Here is a 17,773-nt window from a genome sequence, read left to right as displayed (position 1 = left end):
CATCTGGAATCCATGCTTCAGCTCTTCTACTCGAACCGCTACGAAACGCTGGTCGGCGCGCTGCTCGGCGACCTCGCGCAAGCACCGTCCGACCCGTGGACCGCGCGGCCCGTGATCGTGCCGAGCGCGGCCGTGCGCCGGCGGCTCGAGCTCGATATCGCCGCGCGCCAAGGTATCTGCGCGAATGTTAACTTTTGTTATCTCGCGCAATGGCTGTGGGCGCAGATCGGCGGCGTGATCGAGGTGCCGAAGCATTCGCCGTTCGCGCCTGACCGGCTCGTGTGGCGCTGCTATCGGCTGCTGGAGAATGGGGATCAGGCGGACCAGGCGCCACCGTGGAACGCGTCGCCGCGTCTGCGCACCTATCTCGATGCCGCCGACGCGTCGATGCGCTACGAACTCGCGCGGCGGGTCGCGACCGTGCTCGATCACTATCTGACCTATCGCCCTGAATGGCTGCTGCAATGGCAGAAGGGCGGCTCGATCTTCGCGAGTGGCGCGGCGGACGACACCGGTCCGCGTCTCACCGGCGCGAGCGACGCGGCGCGCGAGGACGAGCGCTGGCAGGCGGCGCTGTGGCGTGCGGTGCTCGCGGAGCTCGCGCAAGCCGGCGCTCACGCGCAAACGTCCGCGGCCGCGCTGCCGCCCGCGTACCGGTTCCTCGATGAAATCGACGCGCTCGATCTCGAGGCAATCTCGAACGCGCAATGGCCCGAGGCGGTCAGCGTGTTCGCGCTGCCGACCATGCCGCCGCTGCATATTGCGTTGTTGCGCGCACTGTCGCGCTGGATCGACGTGCGTCTGTACGTGATGAACCCATGCCGCGAGTTCTGGTTCGACGTCGTGAGCGAAGGGCGCGTGCAGGCACTCGACGCGGCGGGGCAGCTCGACTATCAGGAAGTCGGTCATCCGCTGCTCGCCGAATGGGGACGGCAGACTCAGGCGCAGTTGCATATGCTGCACGAGCTGACCGAAAGCGCCGCATCCGCCGAGACTGGCGATTTCACCGAAAACCCCGAGCCGAGCTGGCTCGCCGCCGTGCAGAACGGCATCCTCGATCTGCGCGATGAAGCCGATGCCGACGCGTTGCCCATCGAGCGCGGTATTGAGGTGCATGTCTGCCATAGCCTGTCGCGGCAGCTGGAAGTGCTGCACGACCGCCTGCTCGGCTGGTTCGACGAGTTCGACGATCTGCAGCCGTCCGACGTGCTGGTCGCCGTGTCCGATCTCGCGGCGGCCGGTCCGCTGATCGACGCGGTGTTCGGCACGACTCCCGCCGGCGACACGCGCCGCATTCCGTATCGGATCACCGGCTTGCCGCCGTCGCAGGCCAATCCGGTCGCGCGTCTGCTGCTCGACTGGCTCGCGCTGCCGGAGCGCAGCGTCGGCGCGCCGGATCTGGTCGAATGGCTGCGCGTCGATGCGGTCGCGGTGCGTTACGGCATCGATGCGAATTCGCTCGAAGCCGCGCAGGAATGGCTCGCGGCGGCCGGCGCGCGGCGTGGGCTGGCGCCGCTCGAACCGGTTGGCGAGCACGTGCCGGTCGCGCGTCATACGTTCGCCGATGCGCTGACGCGCCTCTACCTCGGCTATGCGATGCCGGCCGGTGGCGAGCCGGTCGATGCGTGGCTGCCGGTCGAGGGCGCGGACGGTTCGGGCGCCGAATTGCTCGGCCGTCTGTCGCGTTTCGTCGACGACATCGAGAGCTTCGCGGCGAGCTGCGCGATCGAGCGCACGCCGGCCGACTGGTCGCAGCAGCTGCTCGAAACGCTCGGACAGTGCTTCGACGGCGGCGTCGAGTTCGCCGATTCGCTCGCGGCCGTGCGCGACGCGCTGGACGCAATGAGCGCCGCGATGCAGGCCGGCGCGCAGCATGTATTGCTGCCGGCGTCGGTGGTGCGCACCGCGCTTACCGAAGCGCTCGACGACCCCGCGCGCGGCGGTGTGCCCTGGGGCAGCGTGACGTTTTCTTCGCTGACGAGCTTGCGTGGTTTGCCGTTCCGCGTCGTCTGCCTGCTCGGCATGGACGACGGCGTGCTGCCGTCGCTCGCGCGTGCCGACGAGTTCGATCTGATGGCCGTGTTCGGCAAGGCCGGCGATCGTCAGCGCCGCGACGACGAGCGCAATCTGTTCCTCGATCTGCTGCTCGCCGCGCGCGAGCGGCTCTTCATCGCCTACGCCGGACGCAGCATTCGCGATAACGCGCCGCTGCCGCCGGCCGCTCTCGTCGACGAACTGCTCGATCATCTCGCGCAGGTGTCGGCGGGCAAGGACGCGAGTCCGGCCGAGGTCGACAGCGCGCGGCGCGAGTTCATCGTCGAGCATCCGTTGCAGGCGTTCGCGTCGGACTACTTCTCGGCGCAGCCCGACCTGTTCACCTACGACGCCGATCGCGCCGAGCTGGCCACGCTGCTCGCCGAACCCCACCATGCCGCCGCCGCGCCGTTCTTCGACCAGCCGCTGGCGCCGGAAGACGCGCACGAGATCGAGCTCGACGACTTCGTGCGCTTCTGGCGTCATCCGGCGCGCGCGCTGCTGCGCGACCGGCTCGGTATCGCGTTGTCGGATGCGCAGGGCGAGTTGCTCGATACCGAGCCGTTCGATCTCGACTACGCGGGCCGCGACGCGCTCGCCGAACGGCTGCTGCCGGTGCTGCTCGACGCCGACTCCGCGGACGACGCGATGTTCAGCCGCGTGCAACGCGTCGCCGAGGCGAGCCCCGAGTTGCCCGGCGGCGCGACTGGCGCGGTGTGGCGCGCGCGCGAACTGTCCGCGCTGCGGCAGTTGGCGCAACGCGTTCGACGCGAAGTGGCCGCCGGCGTCGAGCGTTTGCCGTTCGTGCTCGACGTCGCGCCGCGCTGGCCGCGGGGCGGCGACGGCATCGATAGCACCGTCACCCTGTTCGGCGACTACGACGCGCTGCTGCGCGAGTCCGCCGAAACGCCGCTGGAATTGCGCGGCACGTTGAACCTGCTGACCGGAACGGGACAAGTGATCTTTCGTTATGCCAAAGCCAGCGCGCGCGACTATCTGTCTGCGTGGCTCGCCCATCTGGTCTATTGCGCGGCGCAGCCGGACGGTCCGCGCCGCACCGTATGGCATGGCAGCGGCGAGAGCTTCGAGCTCGCGCCCGTCGCGGCTCCGCTCGACGAACTCGCGCCGTTGGCTGCGCTCTTCAGTGCCGGCCGACGGCTGCCGCTGCGTTTCTTCCCGAAAAGCGCATGGGCGAGGGTCAGCGAAAGCGAATCGGCGGCGCAGGGCGTGTGGATCAACGACCGCGTGCGCGGCGAATCGGACGACCCCGCGTTGCGCATCGCGCTGCGCGGCACACCGCTTACGCTCGACGAACCGTTCGGCAGCCTCGCCGCGATCGTCTTCAAGCCACTGATCCAGCATTTGCGGAGCGCCTCATGAGCGACGCGCTGCGCCATCAAAGTCTGGTCGCCGACGAACTCGACGTGTTCGCATGCCCGCTCGGCGGTGTGAACCAGATCGAAGCGTCGGCGGGCACCGGCAAGACGTGGAACATCTGCGCGCTGTACGTGCGGCTGCTGCTCGAAAAGAACCTGAACGCGGATCAGATTCTCGTCGTTACGTTCACGAAGGCCGCGACCGCGGAGCTGCATGAGCGCATTCGCGGCCGTCTCGCGGAACTGCATCGCGCGATCGAGATGGACGACGACGGCAACGATCCGTTCATCCGCCGGCTATTCGAAACGACGCTCGCGCCCGAGAACGGCATCGAGCGCGAAGCCGCGTTGAAAGTCGTGCGCCGCGCGCTGCGCACGTTCGATCAGGCCGCGATTCACACAATCCACGCATTCTGTCAGCGCGCGTTGCAGGAAGCGCCGTTCGCCGCCGCGATGCCGTTTGCGTTCGAGATGGAAGCCGACGACGCGGCACTGCGTTTCGAACTCGCCGCCGATTTCTGGCGCGAGCAGGTCGAGCCGGTCGCGCATGCGCATCCGGCGTTCGCCGCGTGGCTGGTGGCGAGGCGGGCCGGTCCCGCATCGCTCGACGAGCAATTGGCGCGACGCCTGAAAAAACCGCTCGCGCAATTGCGCTGGGGCGGCGTCGACGCGGACGGCGCAAGCGCCGATCCGCAGGCCGGCTTCGATGTCGTGTGCGCGATCTGGCGGGCCGAACGCGACGCGATCGTCGCGCTACTGGCCGAGGCACAGGAGCGGCTGAGCAAGACCACGCACAAGCCCGATCACGTGAGCGCGGCGATCGCCGCGTGGACCGACTACTTCGCGCACGGCGACTGCCATGCGCCGCCGCCGCGCGCCGCGCTGAAGCTGACGGCCTCGGCATTGAAGAAGGCGACCAGGGTCAAGTTCGAGCCGCCCGTGCATCCGTTCTTCGAACATGCCGAAGCGCTGGCTGCGGCCGTGGTCGCCGCCGAGGCCGCGCAGCGCGCGCGCTGGCTCGCGCTCGTGCAGACATGGCTCGGCTACGCACCGGCCGAGTTGGTGGCGCGCAAGCGCACGCGCCGCGTCGTGTCGTTCGACGATCTGCTCGCGAATCTGTATCGCGCGCTGGCCGCGCATGCCTGGCTCGCCGATGCGTTGCGCAGCCGCTATCCGGCCGCGCTGATCGACGAGTTCCAGGACACCGATCCGCTGCAATTCGCGATCTTCAGCCGCATCTTCGCGCCGGCCGGCCCGCTGTTTCTCGTCGGCGATCCGAAGCAGGCGATCTACAGTTTCCGCGCGGCGGATCTGCACACGTATCTCGCGGCGCGCGAGTCGGCCTCCGCGCGCTATACGCTCGCGGTCAACCAGCGCTCGACCGCGCCGATCGTCGACGCATGCAACCGGATCTTCGAGGCGAACCGCCAGGCGTTCGTGCTCGACGGGCTCGACTATCAGCCGGTGCGTGCCGGCGAGCGGCGCCGCGCGCCGTTTGCCGATCCCGACGCGAGCGGCGGCGATTTCCGCATCTGGACGTTGCCGCAAGGCGAGGCCACGCTGAGCAAACGCGACGCGCAGCGCGCGGCGAGCGAAGCGTGCGCGGCCGAGATCGTGCGGTTGTTGCGTGGCGCGCGTGAAGGCGTGGTGACGATCGGCGACAAGCCGCTCGCACCGGGCGATATCGCCGTGCTCGTGCAGACGCACAAGCAGGGTAGCCTCGTCAAACGCGTGCTCGCGGCGTGGGGCGTAGGCAGCGTGGAGCTTGCGCAGGCGTCGGTGTTCGCGACGCTCGACGCCGAGCAGATCGAGCGCGTGCTGGCCGCCATCGACACGCCCGGCGATCTGCGCCGCCTGCGCGCCGCGCTCGCGACCGACTGGCTTGGGCTCGACGCCGCCGCGCTGTGGCGTCTCACGCAGGTCGCCGATGCGCCTGTGGCCGTCGATGAATCGACGCCAGCGCTCGATCCCGCCGACGCGATGGGCTGGGTCGAGCGTTTTTCGCGCTACCGGATGCTGTGGCACGAACGCGGCTTCGCGGTGATGTGGCGCACGCTGATGCGCGAGCTGCGCCTCGCGCAGCGGCTCGTCGCGGGTGTCGACGGCGAGCGTCGGCTGACCAACGTCAATCATCTCGCCGAGCTCGTGCAGGCGCGCGCGGCCACCCAGCCCGGCATCGCGCCGACCTTGCGCTGGCTCGCCGCGCAGCGCGAGCAGGGCGGCGGTGAAGAGGCGCAACTGCGGCTCGAGTCGGATCGCAATCTCGTGCAGATCGTCACCGTCCATAAATCGAAGGGACTCGAATACGCAGTCGTGTTCTGTCCGTTTCTGAACGATGGCGGCTTGCGCGAGCCGCCATCGTCGGGCTTGCCCGACGCGCGCGAGTATCACGATGACAGCGGCGACGCGGTGCTGCACTACGGTTGCGATGAAGAGCAAGCCGAGCGCGCGTCGCGTTACGCGGTGCGCGAGCAGGCCGCGGAACGCGCGCGACTCGTCTATGTGGCGCTCACGCGCGCGGTGTATCGCTGCTACCTGGTCGCGGGCACGTATCTGTCGTCGCGCTCGACGAAGGAGTCGCGTCGCAGCGTGCTGAACTGGCTCGTCGGCGGCAGCGGCCACCGGTTCGACACATGGCTCGCCGAGCCGCCCGACGAAGCCGCGCTCGCGGCGAGCTGGCAGGCGCTCGCGGGTGGACCGGTTACGTTGCGGGCGCTGCCCCAAGTGACGCGCCGCGTGCCGCTGGAAAGTCTGCGGGATCAGGGCGCGCATCTGTACGCGCGCACGAATCGGCGGCTGTTGCGCGATCAGTGGCGCATCGCGAGTTTCAGCGGCCTGATCGCGGCCGGCGGCAGGAGCGGGGAGGCGCACGCGCACGCGCCGCAGGACGATGTGCGCCCCGATCACGATGAAATCGCCGATGCGCTCGAGTCCGCGCCGCCGCTCGCGCCGCCCGGCGTGGCGAACCTCCACGCGCATGCCGACGACGACATCCTCGAGTTTCCGCGCGGCGCGGCGGCCGGCGATTGCCTGCATCGGATGTTCGAACTCGCCGATTTCACCGACGCGCGCACGTGGCCCGAGGCGATCCGCGGCGCGCTGCGCGAGCGTCCGGCCCCGGCCGCGCCAGAACTCGCCGCGCGTTTGCCCGCGATGATGCATCGGCTGATCGCCGACGTCGTCTCGACGGAACTCGTGCCGGGCATGACCCTCGCGCGGCTCGATCCGCGTCGGCGCCTGAACGAGTTCGAGTTTCTGTTCGCGGCGCCGTCGCTCGATTTTCCGGCGTTGCGCGAGCTGCTGAGCGAATCCGGCTACCCCGACGTCGCGCTGGAGCCTGGCATGCTGCGCGGGTTCGTCAAAGGATTTATCGACATGATCGTCGAGCACGACGGCCGCTTCTGGATCGTCGACTGGAAATCGAACCATCTCGGCGACACTGCCGCCGACTACGCGGCCGCGCCGCTCGAAGCGGCGATGGCAAGTCACGCGTATCACCTGCAGGCGCTGCTTTATACCGTCGCGCTGCATCGCTACCTGAAGACGCGCGTGCGCGACTATGCGTACGACACGCATATCGGCGGCTATCTGTATCTGTTCGTGCGAGGCGTGCGGCCCGACTGGCGCGATGCCGACGCTGCCGCGGGCGTGCATAGGCGGCGCGCGCCGTTCGAACTCGTGGCGCTGCTCGACGCGGCGATGATCGGAGGTGGCGCATGAGCACGCCCGGCACGCTGGATCAGCGCGCGGCCACGTCGCTCGCGCTTGAAGACCTCGGCGTCAATCTGCCCGCGCCGGCCGATTTCAGCATCGCGCTCGCTGAAGGGTTCGCGCGCCGCATCGGCATGCTCGCGCGGCGCGGTGGCGCATCGACCGAGGTGGTGAAGTGGGCCGCGCGGGCCGCGTTCGCGGCGAGTCGCGCGACCGCCGAAGGGCACGTGTGCGTGCCGCTCGCGACGCTCGCGCGCCGCTTCGATGCGTCGAGCGCCGAAGTGCGCGCGGCGCTCATCGCGAGCGGCATGGCAAGCGACGGCGCGGCAAACGCGGCAAACGCGGCGGGCGCGGTGGCCGCGGTGGCCGCGGCGGCATTGAGGCCGCTCGTGATCGACGCGCAGGGGCGTCTCTACCTCGCGCGCTACTACGACTACGAGCGGCGTCTGGCGCATGCACTGGTCGCGCATGCGACGGGTGAGGCGAACACCGCGAAGGCCGACGTCGACACCGCCCCCGCCGCTTTGCGCGAACGTCTGCTGCGCTACTTCGGGCCGCCGCGAGACGACGATGTCGACTGGCAGCGCGTCGCGGCCGTGATGGCACTGTCGGGGCGGCTCACGATCGTGAGCGGCGGGCCGGGCACCGGCAAGACCACGACCGTGGTCGGCGTGCTCGCGTGCCTGCTCGATGCGCGCGCCGATCTGCGCATTGCGCTCGCGGCGCCGACCGGCAAGGCGGCGCAACGGATGCAGGAAGCGTTGCTCGCGCGCGCGGGCGATCTGCCGCCCGAACTCGCCGCGCGTTTGCCGCAGACGTCGTACACGCTGCATCGCTTGCTGGGATCGGGGCCGGGCGGGCGCTTCCGGCGTCATCGCGACAATCCGTTGCCGTATGACGTGGTCGTGATCGACGAGGCGTCGATGATCGACGTCGCGATGGCGACCCATCTGCTCGACGCGATCGCGCCGCAAACGCGGCTCGTGATGCTCGGCGACAAGGATCAGCTCGCCGCGGTCGAGGCCGGCGCGGTGTTTGCCGAGCTCAGCGCGCGGCCGGCGCTGAGCGCGAGCGGATTGCGGCGGGTCGCGCAGGCGCTCGACATCGACGAGGCGCGGCTCGCGTGCGCTTTGCCGCGCGCGTCGGGTGACGTCGAACAAGCGCCGTCGGACGATTTTTTTGTGCCGTCCGACGCGCTGCAGACATTCGAGCCACCTCCATCTCCATCGGGCGATCTGTTCGACAGCGGCGCGACAGCGGCCACCGGCGAGCGGGCGCATCGCGATGTGCGATCGGCAAACGAACGTAATCCGCTAGCGGACTGCGTCGTCTGGCTCGAGCGCAACTACCGGTTCGGCCTCGAGTCGCCGATCGGCCGTTTGTCGGTCGCGATTCGCAACGGCTCACCGAGCGCGGCGCTCGACGTATTGCGGATCGACCCGACCGAAGTCTGTCCCGCGGCGCTGCACGAGGACGCGCACACGACGCTGGCCGAGCGAACCATCGCAAGACTTGCCGCTGGCTTCGCGTCGTACGCCGACGCGCTTGCCGCGACGCTCGCCGTCGATACGCCCGATCCATTGCCGCTTTTCGACGCGCTAAATCGCTTTCGCATCCTGTGTGCGACGCGGCTCGGACCTCGCGGCGTCGATCAGGTGAACGCCGCGATGGCGGCTCAGGTGCGCCGCGCCGCGGGCGTCACGCTCGCGGTCGGCGCGCAGTGGTTTGCCGGACGTCCGGTGATGGTCACGCGCAACGATTACGCGCTGGGTTTGTTTAACGGTGACATCGGCATTGCGTTGCCGGGCGCGGGCGGCGCGCTGCGCGTCTACTTCTGCACCGGCGACGGCGGTGTGCGCGCGGTGTCGCCGGCCGCGCTGCCGCCGCACGACACGGCGTTCGCGCTGACGGTCCACAAGTCGCAAGGTTCGGAGTTCGAGCACGCAGTGCTGGTGCTGCCGTCGGCGTTTAGCCGGGTCTTGTCGCGTGAACTCGTATACACGGCGATTACTCGCGCGCGCGAACGCGTCGAGGTGATCGGCGCGCGGGCCGTGCTCGCGCAGGCAATCGCGACGCCGTCGCAGCGTGATTCGGGACTGGCCGCGCGGATTGCGGATGCGTCGCGTTGATCGCGCGACAGCGGGCAGCATAGCCGGAGTGGGGGCTGGTTGCGCGAGCGGCGCTCAACCGGCGATGCCGCTCGCCCGCTCGACGGCGTCGACGCGGCTGCGCATCGTCTTGCGATACCACAGCGTCCACAGCGCGAGTCCCGCGTAAATGCCGTAGCCGATAAAGGGCGACACGACGAGGAAGCGTTCGATCGGCCACGTCAGCGCCATCCATGCGCGCAGCGCGGTTTCGGCGCTCAGGCCGACGCCCCACACGAGCGTCATCGTTCGCATCGCGGTGGGCAGACCCGGGCGTTCGCGCCACAGCGCCTCGAAATGCGCGGCGCCGCCTTCCATTTCGCGCGCGACCGTTGCGTGCGCGAGGTAGAAGATCAGCGGACGACGCATCGGCAGCGACAGCAGGAACACCACGCCGACCGCGCCGGACACGAGCGACTCGCGCAACAGCAGCATGCGCGGACTGCCGCCGAGCGCCATGGCCGCGACCGACAGCACGATGCCCACTACCACCATGACGCTGAGCGCATCGACGCGCCGGAAGCGGGCGAGCTCGATTGCGCTCCACACCACCGGCGGCACGGCGGACGCGATCAGCGCGCCGGTTTCGCCGACACGCGGTAACGCGAGCCGGTAGGCAAGCCACGGCAGCAGAAAGTTGACGGCCAGTTCGAGCACGAAACCGGGACGGATTTTCATATGAATTTACGCCGTAAGCGAAAGTGCCAGTATCGATGAACCGGTGGCGCCGACGCAAATGGTTTTTTCCGTAGCGTTCGCGAAGCGGCGGCGCCGAGCGTTGCCGGGCGCGGCGCAGCGTGCCGACCCAGCGGGCATCTCGCGCTGAGCGCTTGTACACTGACGCATCTTCCTCGCCTTCCACCCATGACATCCCGCTACCCGATCCCGCTCAACGAAATCGAATTGACCGCAGTGCGTGCGCAGGGGGCGGGTGGTCAGAACGTCAACAAGGTGTCGAGCGCGATTCATCTGCGTTTCGACGTGCGCGCTTCGTCGCTGCCGGAAGTGCTGAAGATGCGTCTGCTCGCGCTGTCCGACCACCGGCTCACGCGCGACGGCGTCGTGATCATCAAGGCGCAGGAGCATCGGACCCAGGAGATGAACCGAGCGGCGGCGCTCGCGCGGCTGGATGAGCTGATCGAAAGCGTCAGCGTGACCCGCAAGCCGCGGGTCGCGACGCGGCCGACACGCGCGTCGAACCTTCGGCGGCTCGACAGCAAGGCGAAGCGCGGCGAGCTCAAGTCGGGGCGCGGCCGCGTGCACGACTAGCGGCGCGGGCCGCTATCGCTTGGCGCCGCGTCTGCCGGTGCGCGCATCCGGCGGCGAGGCCTCCGGCACGAAGTCGACGCACAGCACGTGCGTGCCGTCGCGCTCGAACGCGATCGCGGCGGTGTAGCAGTCCTGGCCATCGGCGAGCGAGTAGTGCGGTCCCATCATCGCGACGCGGCCCGGCGCCGCGAGCGCGTGCCGGAAATACGCACGACGCGACCAGTTGCTGCGCGTCTCCGTATAGAGCGGCGCGAGCCGCTTCGGTGGAGGGGGCACGGTTGCCGCCGTCACCGAGGGCTGGGTCTGCTCGCCCTGATCGTCCGTCAGAAACACGCGGCGCGCTTCGGGCAGGTGCCAGACCTTTTGCGCAGCCTGTTCGAGGTCGCCGGTCGCCTTGCAGATGTCGGCGGCGGCGAGCACCGCTTCAGCGAAGCCCTCCAAACCGAGCCGCTGGTGGCCGGCGTGCGCGCGCTCGTAGTCGGCGAACTTGTCCCAGATCGACCCGACGAGGCCCGGCACATTCGTGCAGGCGGCTTGCACGCTGCTCTTCGGCTGACCGAACCAGAAGCCCTGCACGAAATCGACGTCGGCCTCCATCAGCATCATCAGCTCTTCGTCGGTTTCGACGCCTTCGGCGAGCACGAGCGTGCCCGACTGATGCAGCATCGCGATCAGATGGCCGATCATCGATTCGTCGCCCTCGCGCTTGCTCGCGCGCGCGACGAGCGAGCGGTCGAGCTTGACGATGTCGGGGCGGAAGCGCCACACGCGGTCGAAGTTCGAGAAGCCGGTGCCGAAGTCGTCGATCGCGATCAGGAAGTCGCGCGGCTGTGACGCGGCGAGCATGCTCGCGACGGCGGATTCATCGTCGGCGGGCTGCTCGAGCACTTCGATCACGATGCGCTCCTGCGGCAGCCCGAAATGCGCGGACAGTTCGTCGATGAACGCACGCTGCGGCCAGCCGGTTTCGAACACTTGCGGGCGCGTGTTGAGAAACAGCCACCCGGTGCTGATGCCTTGCTCCATGAAATTCGCGACATGCAGGCAACGGGCGATGCGGTCGAGCTCGCGCGCTTCGGCGGCCGAGCGCGTGCCGGAGAACAGCACTTCGGGCGACACGGGCAGGCCGACCGGATCGAACGCGCGCAACAGCCCCTCGTAGCCGACCACGCACTGATGCGTGACCGACAGCACCGGCTGGAACGCGCTGTGCAACGTCAACGCGCGCCAGGTCGCGGTCCAGCCTGATTCGCCGCGGACCAGGTGCGGGAGCAGGCCGCTCACGGTCAATTCGCTGACGGATGGCATGGAAGCGGGCATGAGAGCTGACATGGGATTCTTGCGGCAAGGGGGTGAAGGGGCACGCACACCCATTCGGCGCGCAGCGCTCGCACACCCGAAGTGTCGAGGGGACGCAACGAATGCGTCCCGCGAACACGGAGGGCGGTACCCGCCACGCTGGACTCCGGCGAATCGGTCAAAATCAGTCTAGCAGTTTGCAGCGCGCCACAATGTGCGGGTTATCACAAACACAATGGTCCGCAAACCGGCTCGCTGCAACCGTGCGGCAACGCGTTGCGGAAATGCGCCGGAGCGTTTCGCGCGCTTGCCACGCGCGAAACCGATTCTCAATCGCAATGAGTCGCCGTACCAAGCCGAGCGTAGCAGGGCGCCCAGCGGTCGCCCGCCAAACTCCAGGCGCCGATGCGGCATGGCGGGCGCAGGCGGGATTCGTGCGTCGCGATGCTGGCCGGCGGGCTCGCCGGCAGGTCCAGCGATCCGCGGGTATGCTGCTGATTTTCGCAAAAACAGGAGATCAGGCATGGCGGAAATCGCGGTGGTCGCAATTTCGGTGGCGAAGCCGGGACATGAGGAGTTGTTGCGCGAGGCGCTCGAAGGCATCGTCGGACCGACGCGCAACGAACAAGGTGTGCTGCAGTACGACCTGCACCGCGACGTGCAGGAGCCGCGCCGGTTCGTGTTCGTCGAGCGTTGGGAAAGCCAGGATGCGCTCGCGGCGCATGCGAAATCCGAGCATATCCAGGCTTATAAGAAGGCCGCCGCGGACTGGATCGAGCACGCGGAGATTCGCGTGGTGTCGAAGATCGCCTGAGTTCGGGCGCGGGCGCCAGGAGCGCGCGGACACGCTGACGAGGTGCGGCGGCCCGCGGGTTGCCGGCGCGCCGTCAGCGATCAGTGGGTCGCTTGCGGGACATCGAGAATCAGGATGATGGTCCAGTCGGCGTCGCCGTCATGGTGATACTGGCGCTCCGCGACGATGAACGGCTGCTGCTTGTCAGCCGGGCCGAGAAACAGCACGTCGCCTTCCATCGGCAGGCATTCGACGGGCGGCAACGCGAGGTACGCTTCCTGACCACCACGCGGCATCAGTTTTTCGATCTTGCGTGATGCTGCTTCGGTCCATTCGATATCAAGCTGGATGTTGCTCATGCTGTCCTCCGCACCAGGTGCGCACGGGTTAGGGGATGCCGGCAGCTTGCCGGTCGGTGCGCGACTGTAGCATACAGAAAGCAGAGCGCAGGCGGCTTTAGCAAGTCGGTGCGGGTTCGAACTGGTCAGTCGACATCGAGCGGATCACGCAATAAAAAAGCCGAAACCGGCGCTGCCAGCTTCGGCTTTTTCACCTTCACGACGGGGCCGCGAGGCGAGATCCGCGAAGTCGCTCAGGTGCCCGAAGTGTCGGCACCCTTCTTGTGATGATGGGGAGCCATCTTGTGATGCTTGGCCGGCGCGGCGGGGGCGCTTCCCATCGATTGCTCGCGGCTTTGCAAATCTTGCGCACGCTGTTCGATGTCCGCGGCCTTAGCCGGATCGGTGCTCGTCGTGATGCCGTTGTCCTGGGCGTAGGCCGCGCCGGCTGCGGCACACAGGGAAACCAGGATCGCCAGGGACACTTTCTTCATCGTTACCTCCGTAGAGTGGTGGTGGGCCCGAGTATTGCCTGTCCAGTGGGAGAGACAATGCATTCTATCGAGCAAATTCTGCTCCAGCCGATGGCTTTGTAACCGCGCAACATTTGTTACGTTTTGTATCAATCCGCGCGGTTAGATAAATCGCGACGTCCTCAACGCGCGGAGCATGGATCGGCCTACGTCGTTTGTCAGAACCATCCGATCGCGCGATACAGGTGAAATTGCGCGAGGCCGGCCAGTTCATGCAGCGCGATCTCAGCGGCCACGAGGTTATCGAAGCGCGGCAGCACGCCGAGCCGCACGCGCCGCGCGCTGGAAATCTGCGGCTGCGGCTCGATGCCGAAGCACTGAAAGTCGAGCAGCGCACGCGGCATGTGATACGCGGACGTGACGAGTATCAACGTGTCGTAATGTGATTGGCCCACAATGGCCGACACGTTGCGCGCGTTCTCGTAGGTCGTGCGGCTGTTTTTCTCGAGCACGATGTCCGAGCGCGCCACCTGCAGGCGCAGCAGATAGGGCAGGTAGGTGTCGGCTTCCGTCGCGCTATGTCGCTGTGGATTGCCGCCGCTGACGATAACCCGGCACGTGCTCGCCGTGCGCTTGCAGGCCGCATAGTTCCGCGCGCTGAGCTCGATGCGCGAAAGCACGTCGCGCGGTGGCACCAGCACGTGGTCGTCGTCGTAGATCGTGCCGCCGCCGAGCAGGATGATCGCGGTGCGTGGCGCGAAAGTAGCGGACGCGGCGCTCTGTCGTTGCGGCTGCGCGAGGTCGAGCAGTGGCGCGCTCAGCCAGCCGGCCGCGAGCAGCCAGAACAGCGCGATCATGCAGACGATGAGCGGACGGCGGGCACGTTTCCATAGCACGATTGCTGCAAAAAAAAGCGCTAATAAAGTGAATAGAATCAATTTAAATGGGGTAACGTATGTCTTTCGGGACAAATCCACGGGCTTGCCATCGCGCCGCGGCGGTCGCATCGCCGGTTCATGGAGAGAACGCTAACATGCCGTTCTGACGGGGGTTCCGAAATCCAGACCAGGCAGCTCCTGGCAGAAATCCGCTGTCCGACGGGCGGCGAGTTTCTGACCAGGGGCGGGTGCTACACGCGTCGCCGGTGGCGCAGTGACGCGTGGGCACGAATGTGTCATAGCTGCACTTTAAGAAAGAAGTGAGATGATCACGTATTCCAACGAAGCGGTACTTGAAGCGCTGCGGCGAGCGCAATATCGTCAGGTTCCCTGGGCCAGAAGGCCAAGTGTCTTCCAATATCTTCGCGCGCTGGGGCTGATGGACACCGTTCGGCAGCGAACCGTCGCACCGGCGCCTGGCTTTCATGCCCCCGTCGACATCGCCGTACTCACCGAGCGCGGCAAAGCAGAGTTCGCGCGGCTCGAGCACGACGAGCGTCTGCTCACATGGACAGCGCAACGCATGAACGATTATGTTCTCGGCGCGGCCGAACCGCGGTCCGCCGCGACAGCTGAAGTCAGGTCTTAGCTCAAGGTTCATCGCTTATCTGAATCACTGTCCGCTCGGGCCTGTCACCGCCCTCGGCGGGCCGTCTGTTCCGCTGACGGTCGCTGTGCGCGTCCGGGGCGAATCTCGGCTTCCTCATTGACGAAACGTCGACGCGATTCGCACGCCGGCCGATGTCGTTGCGCGCCTTCCACGCATCAACGCCTTGGACGAAAAAAAAGGCCCGTATCACGAAGATACGGGCATACCGGAATTACTACTGCCACGCTGTGCTAATGGCGTTGAGTCAGACCGGTGTCGGGTCCGGTGGTTCCCCAATCGTGCATGCTCAATGCGACAGACCGAACACCGCCTCGCACGACATGCCATTCGAGCGACAACCCACGACCTCAACGCCGCCGCTGAACCTCGCGCGTCGCATCGGGCCGTGCGCGCACATTGCTGGCGATGTCGCCGCGCAGGTCGCCACGCGGCGTCGGCGGCGTGAAGTCGCGATTGTGCGCTTCGCTTTGCTGCCACGCCTCCAGCGTGGCTTGACGGTCCGGGCGCCAGTTCCACCCTTGCGGGCGTTGTTGCGCAAATGCCGGCGCGGCCATCGATGAAATCACAATGCCGCACAACAGCAGTGACATTGGTTTCATTCCGAAATCCCCCTCAACCTCAAGCCCGTCGACTCAAGGCCTGTTTGCATAACTATTAAGGTATGTCGGGGGACGAAAGCGCGCTGTAATTAATAGTAAATGGTTGTTTCACCCGGAGCTATCGGGCGGTTTGGGAGTCTGAGGCAGCGGGACCGACCGCTGTGGCGGTCATGCGCAAGGAAGAGCGCCGAAACGGGCGCGCTGGACAGAGAAGGGGCAGCGTCTCGCGGCGACCGTCAAACGCTGGCCGGGCGCGAGCATGCACAAAATTGCGAATGAATCGCATCGATAAAAAACCGGGCGCCGTAGGCGCCCGGTGACAACGTAATTTCGCGTCAGGCCATCTTGGCCGGCGCGCGCCACGATTCCGGATTGGTCCAGAACGCGCCGCGCAGACGGTCGCGGCTCGGCGGTGCCGGCGGTTTCGCAGCCGTAGCGCCGATCCTGCCGCGCAGCGAAATCTCGCGGCCGCTGGTGCCAAGCCGCTTCACAATTTCAGCGAGCGTGCCATCGGTCTGCCACTCGTCGAAGCGCCGACGGCACGTCGGCGGGGACGGATAGCGGCCCGGCAGCTTGGACCAGCCCTCGCCCGTCGACAACACCCAAAGCACTGCGTTGACTACCGCCCGAGCTTCCACGCGTGGCCGACCGCGCCGTTCGCTGCGCGCCGGCTCGGCACAGAACAAAGCCTCGACCAGCGCCCACTCGTTGTCTTTCAAATCGTCGAACAGCATCATGTTTCACCTCAGCGAAGCTAACTCCGGTGCGCTGCCCCGCGCCGCGCACTCTTCATACACTCGATAGGCGAGTGCCAAAGGGGACGGGCTGGCCACGGGTAGCCTTTCAGTCGGAAATCATGGCGCCCGCCCTGTGCGTCTCATAACGCACGAACTGTGCCAATGTGATACCGATTGCCTGAAAGCCCCGTGGCGGCGGGCCAACGCGGGCGCCAACCAGGGCCGTATGAGAATCCAAAAAACCCATCTCGCAAATCGGGACAATCACCAATCCTGTGCAGAGAGGCCCATCGGGCGTGCGCTCGCGCCTTTTTGCTGCATTGCAGCGACCGGCTGCGAAGCGCGATGCCGCATGGGATCGGCCGTACAATGCGCATCAAAATGCACTATTGATGAGGTTCGTAAATGAATGTGACGCTGCGGCAGCTCAGGGTTTTCATCGAGGTGGCGCGCCTGCAAAGCTTCAGCCGCGCCGGCGATCAAATCGGCCTGACGCAGTCGGCAATCAGTCGCTGCGTGCGCGAGCTCGAAAGCGAAATCGGGCTGAAGCTCATCGATCGCACGACGCGCGAAGTGCAATTGACTGACGTCGGCGGCAACCTCGTCTCGAGCGTGTCGCGGCTGCTGTCGGATCTGGACGATGCGTTGCGCGAGATCCGCGAAATCGGTGAGCAACGCCGCGGACGCGTGGTGGTCGCGGCGAGCCCGACCGTCGCGTGCCGGCTGATGCCGCGTGTCGTCGCGTCGTGCGTGCAGCAGTTTCCTTATGTGACGCTTGGCCTGCGCGACGACGTGCAAAGCGACGTGGTGCGCAAGGTGAAGTCGGGTGAGGTGGACTTCGGCGTGATCATCGGCCCGTTCTCCGACGACGATCTGCTCAGCGAAACGCTGATGACCGACTCGTTCTGCATCGTGTCGCGTGACGATCACCGGCTCGCCGCGCGCAAGCAGGTCACGTGGAAGGACCTCGACGGTGAGCAGCTCGTGATGCTCGATTATGCGTCCGGCAGCCGCCCGCTCATCGACGCTGTGATGCAGGCGCAGGGCGTGAACGCCACCGTGGTTCAGGAACTCGGCCATTCGGCGACCGTGTTCGGGCTCGTCGAGGCGGGCGTCGGAATCAGCGTGCTGCCATGGCTCGCGCTGCCGCTGCCGGCGGGGGCGTCGCTGGTCGCCCGTCCGCTGGTGCCGCGCGCGGAACGGCGCGTCGAGCTGGTGCGGCGGCGCGACCGGTCGCTTTCGCCCGCGGCCGAGGCGGTGTGGAATCTGATCCGGCAGTTGCCGGGGCGGGCCGAGGAGCTGAGTTAACGGGGCGCGATCGGTGGGTTCGCGCGCGGCCGGTGCGTCCGTTGGATTGACGGCAGGCGCGACCCGCCTCGCGCTCGCCGTTCGTCGCTCGCTTCACCGCTGTCCTGTCGCCCGGCGCGCTACACTACCGGCTTCATCGCG

General features: G+C 67.3%; 14 protein-coding genes. 7 read left to right on the top strand and 7 right to left on the bottom strand.

The window, feature by feature from the left end:
- The first annotated feature begins 12 nt into the window (after positions 1–12).
- Genes recC through F6X42_RS03250 form a run of 3 tightly spaced genes read left to right on the top strand, consistent with a single transcriptional unit; the run spans position 13 to position 9,250 of the window.
- Positions 13–3,414, top strand: coding sequence for an exodeoxyribonuclease V subunit gamma (gene recC, locus F6X42_RS03260; protein ID WP_187632826.1), 3,402 nt, complete (start codon positions 13–15; stop codon positions 3,412–3,414).
- A complete protein-coding gene (recB, locus tag F6X42_RS03255; protein WP_187632825.1) occupies positions 3,411–7,130 on the top strand; it encodes an exodeoxyribonuclease V subunit beta in 3,720 nt (1,239 codons plus the stop codon). The genes recC and recB overlap by 4 nt, the downstream gene beginning before the upstream one ends.
- Positions 7,127–9,250, top strand: a complete 2,124-nt coding sequence (locus F6X42_RS03250; RefSeq protein WP_187632824.1) for an AAA family ATPase — start codon at positions 7,127–7,129, stop codon at positions 9,248–9,250. The genes recB and F6X42_RS03250 overlap by 4 nt, the downstream gene beginning before the upstream one ends.
- A gap of 54 nt (positions 9,251–9,304) precedes the next feature.
- On the opposite strand, the gene F6X42_RS03245 is transcribed toward F6X42_RS03250, so the two are convergent.
- Positions 9,305–9,946: a VC0807 family protein gene (locus F6X42_RS03245; RefSeq protein WP_187632823.1), complete on the bottom strand. Its 642-nt coding sequence runs from the start codon at positions 9,944–9,946 to the stop codon at positions 9,305–9,307.
- Positions 9,947–10,132: 186 nt separating this feature from the next.
- Between F6X42_RS03245 and arfB the strand changes: the two genes are divergently transcribed.
- The gene (gene arfB / locus F6X42_RS03240; RefSeq protein ID WP_187632822.1) at positions 10,133–10,537 is read left to right on the top strand and encodes an alternative ribosome rescue aminoacyl-tRNA hydrolase ArfB; all 405 of its coding nucleotides are present in this window, start codon (positions 10,133–10,135) and stop codon (positions 10,535–10,537) included.
- A 12-nt stretch (positions 10,538–10,549) separates the two neighbouring features.
- Here arfB and F6X42_RS03235 read toward each other — a convergent pair whose 3' ends face one another.
- A complete protein-coding gene (locus tag F6X42_RS03235) occupies positions 10,550–11,869 on the bottom strand; it encodes a sensor domain-containing phosphodiesterase (RefSeq protein ID WP_246529930.1) in 1,320 nt (439 codons plus the stop codon).
- Positions 11,870–12,359: 490 nt separating this feature from the next.
- Here F6X42_RS03235 and F6X42_RS03230 point away from each other — a divergent pair, with 490 nt between their 5' ends.
- Positions 12,360–12,650, top strand: a complete 291-nt coding sequence (locus F6X42_RS03230; protein WP_187632821.1) for a putative quinol monooxygenase — start codon at positions 12,360–12,362, stop codon at positions 12,648–12,650.
- A gap of 80 nt (positions 12,651–12,730) precedes the next feature.
- Here the strand turns inward: F6X42_RS03230 and F6X42_RS03225 are convergent, their stop codons facing one another.
- From F6X42_RS03225 to F6X42_RS03215, 3 genes are all read right to left on the bottom strand, one after another.
- Complete coding sequence (locus F6X42_RS03225) at positions 12,731–12,988, bottom strand: DNA-binding protein (protein WP_187610404.1); 258 nt, start codon at positions 12,986–12,988, stop codon at positions 12,731–12,733.
- Between the two features lie 233 nt (positions 12,989–13,221).
- Entirely contained in the window at positions 13,222–13,461 is a 240-nt protein-coding gene (locus F6X42_RS03220; RefSeq protein ID WP_187632820.1) for a hypothetical protein, read from the bottom strand.
- Positions 13,462–13,658: 197 nt separating this feature from the next.
- Complete coding sequence (locus F6X42_RS03215; protein WP_376776308.1) at positions 13,659–14,378, bottom strand: YdcF family protein; 720 nt, start codon at positions 14,376–14,378, stop codon at positions 13,659–13,661.
- Positions 14,379–14,643: 265 nt separating this feature from the next.
- On the opposite strand from F6X42_RS03215, the gene F6X42_RS03210 reads away from it, so the two are divergent.
- Entirely contained in the window at positions 14,644–14,967 is a 324-nt protein-coding gene (locus F6X42_RS03210) for a hypothetical protein (protein WP_187632819.1), read from the top strand.
- A 368-nt stretch (positions 14,968–15,335) separates the two neighbouring features.
- Here F6X42_RS03210 and F6X42_RS03205 read toward each other — a convergent pair whose 3' ends face one another.
- Positions 15,336–15,587, bottom strand: coding sequence for a hypothetical protein (locus F6X42_RS03205; protein WP_187632818.1), 252 nt, complete (start codon positions 15,585–15,587; stop codon positions 15,336–15,338).
- A gap of 335 nt (positions 15,588–15,922) precedes the next feature.
- Positions 15,923–16,324 carry a transposase gene (locus F6X42_RS03200; protein ID WP_187632817.1) on the bottom strand — a complete coding sequence of 134 codons (402 nt, stop codon included), beginning with the start codon at positions 16,322–16,324 and terminating at the stop codon, positions 15,923–15,925.
- A 405-nt stretch (positions 16,325–16,729) separates the two neighbouring features.
- Here F6X42_RS03200 and F6X42_RS03195 point away from each other — a divergent pair, with 405 nt between their 5' ends.
- Positions 16,730–17,632, top strand: a complete 903-nt coding sequence (locus F6X42_RS03195; RefSeq protein WP_187632816.1) for a LysR family transcriptional regulator — start codon at positions 16,730–16,732, stop codon at positions 17,630–17,632.
- Positions 17,633–17,773 lie beyond the last annotated feature (141 nt).

The sequence above is a fragment of the Paraburkholderia podalyriae genome, from assembly GCF_014397785.1.
Taxonomy (GTDB): Bacteria; Pseudomonadota; Gammaproteobacteria; order Burkholderiales; family Burkholderiaceae; genus Paraburkholderia; species Paraburkholderia podalyriae.
This window is presented reverse-complemented; position numbering and strand designations above follow the sequence as displayed.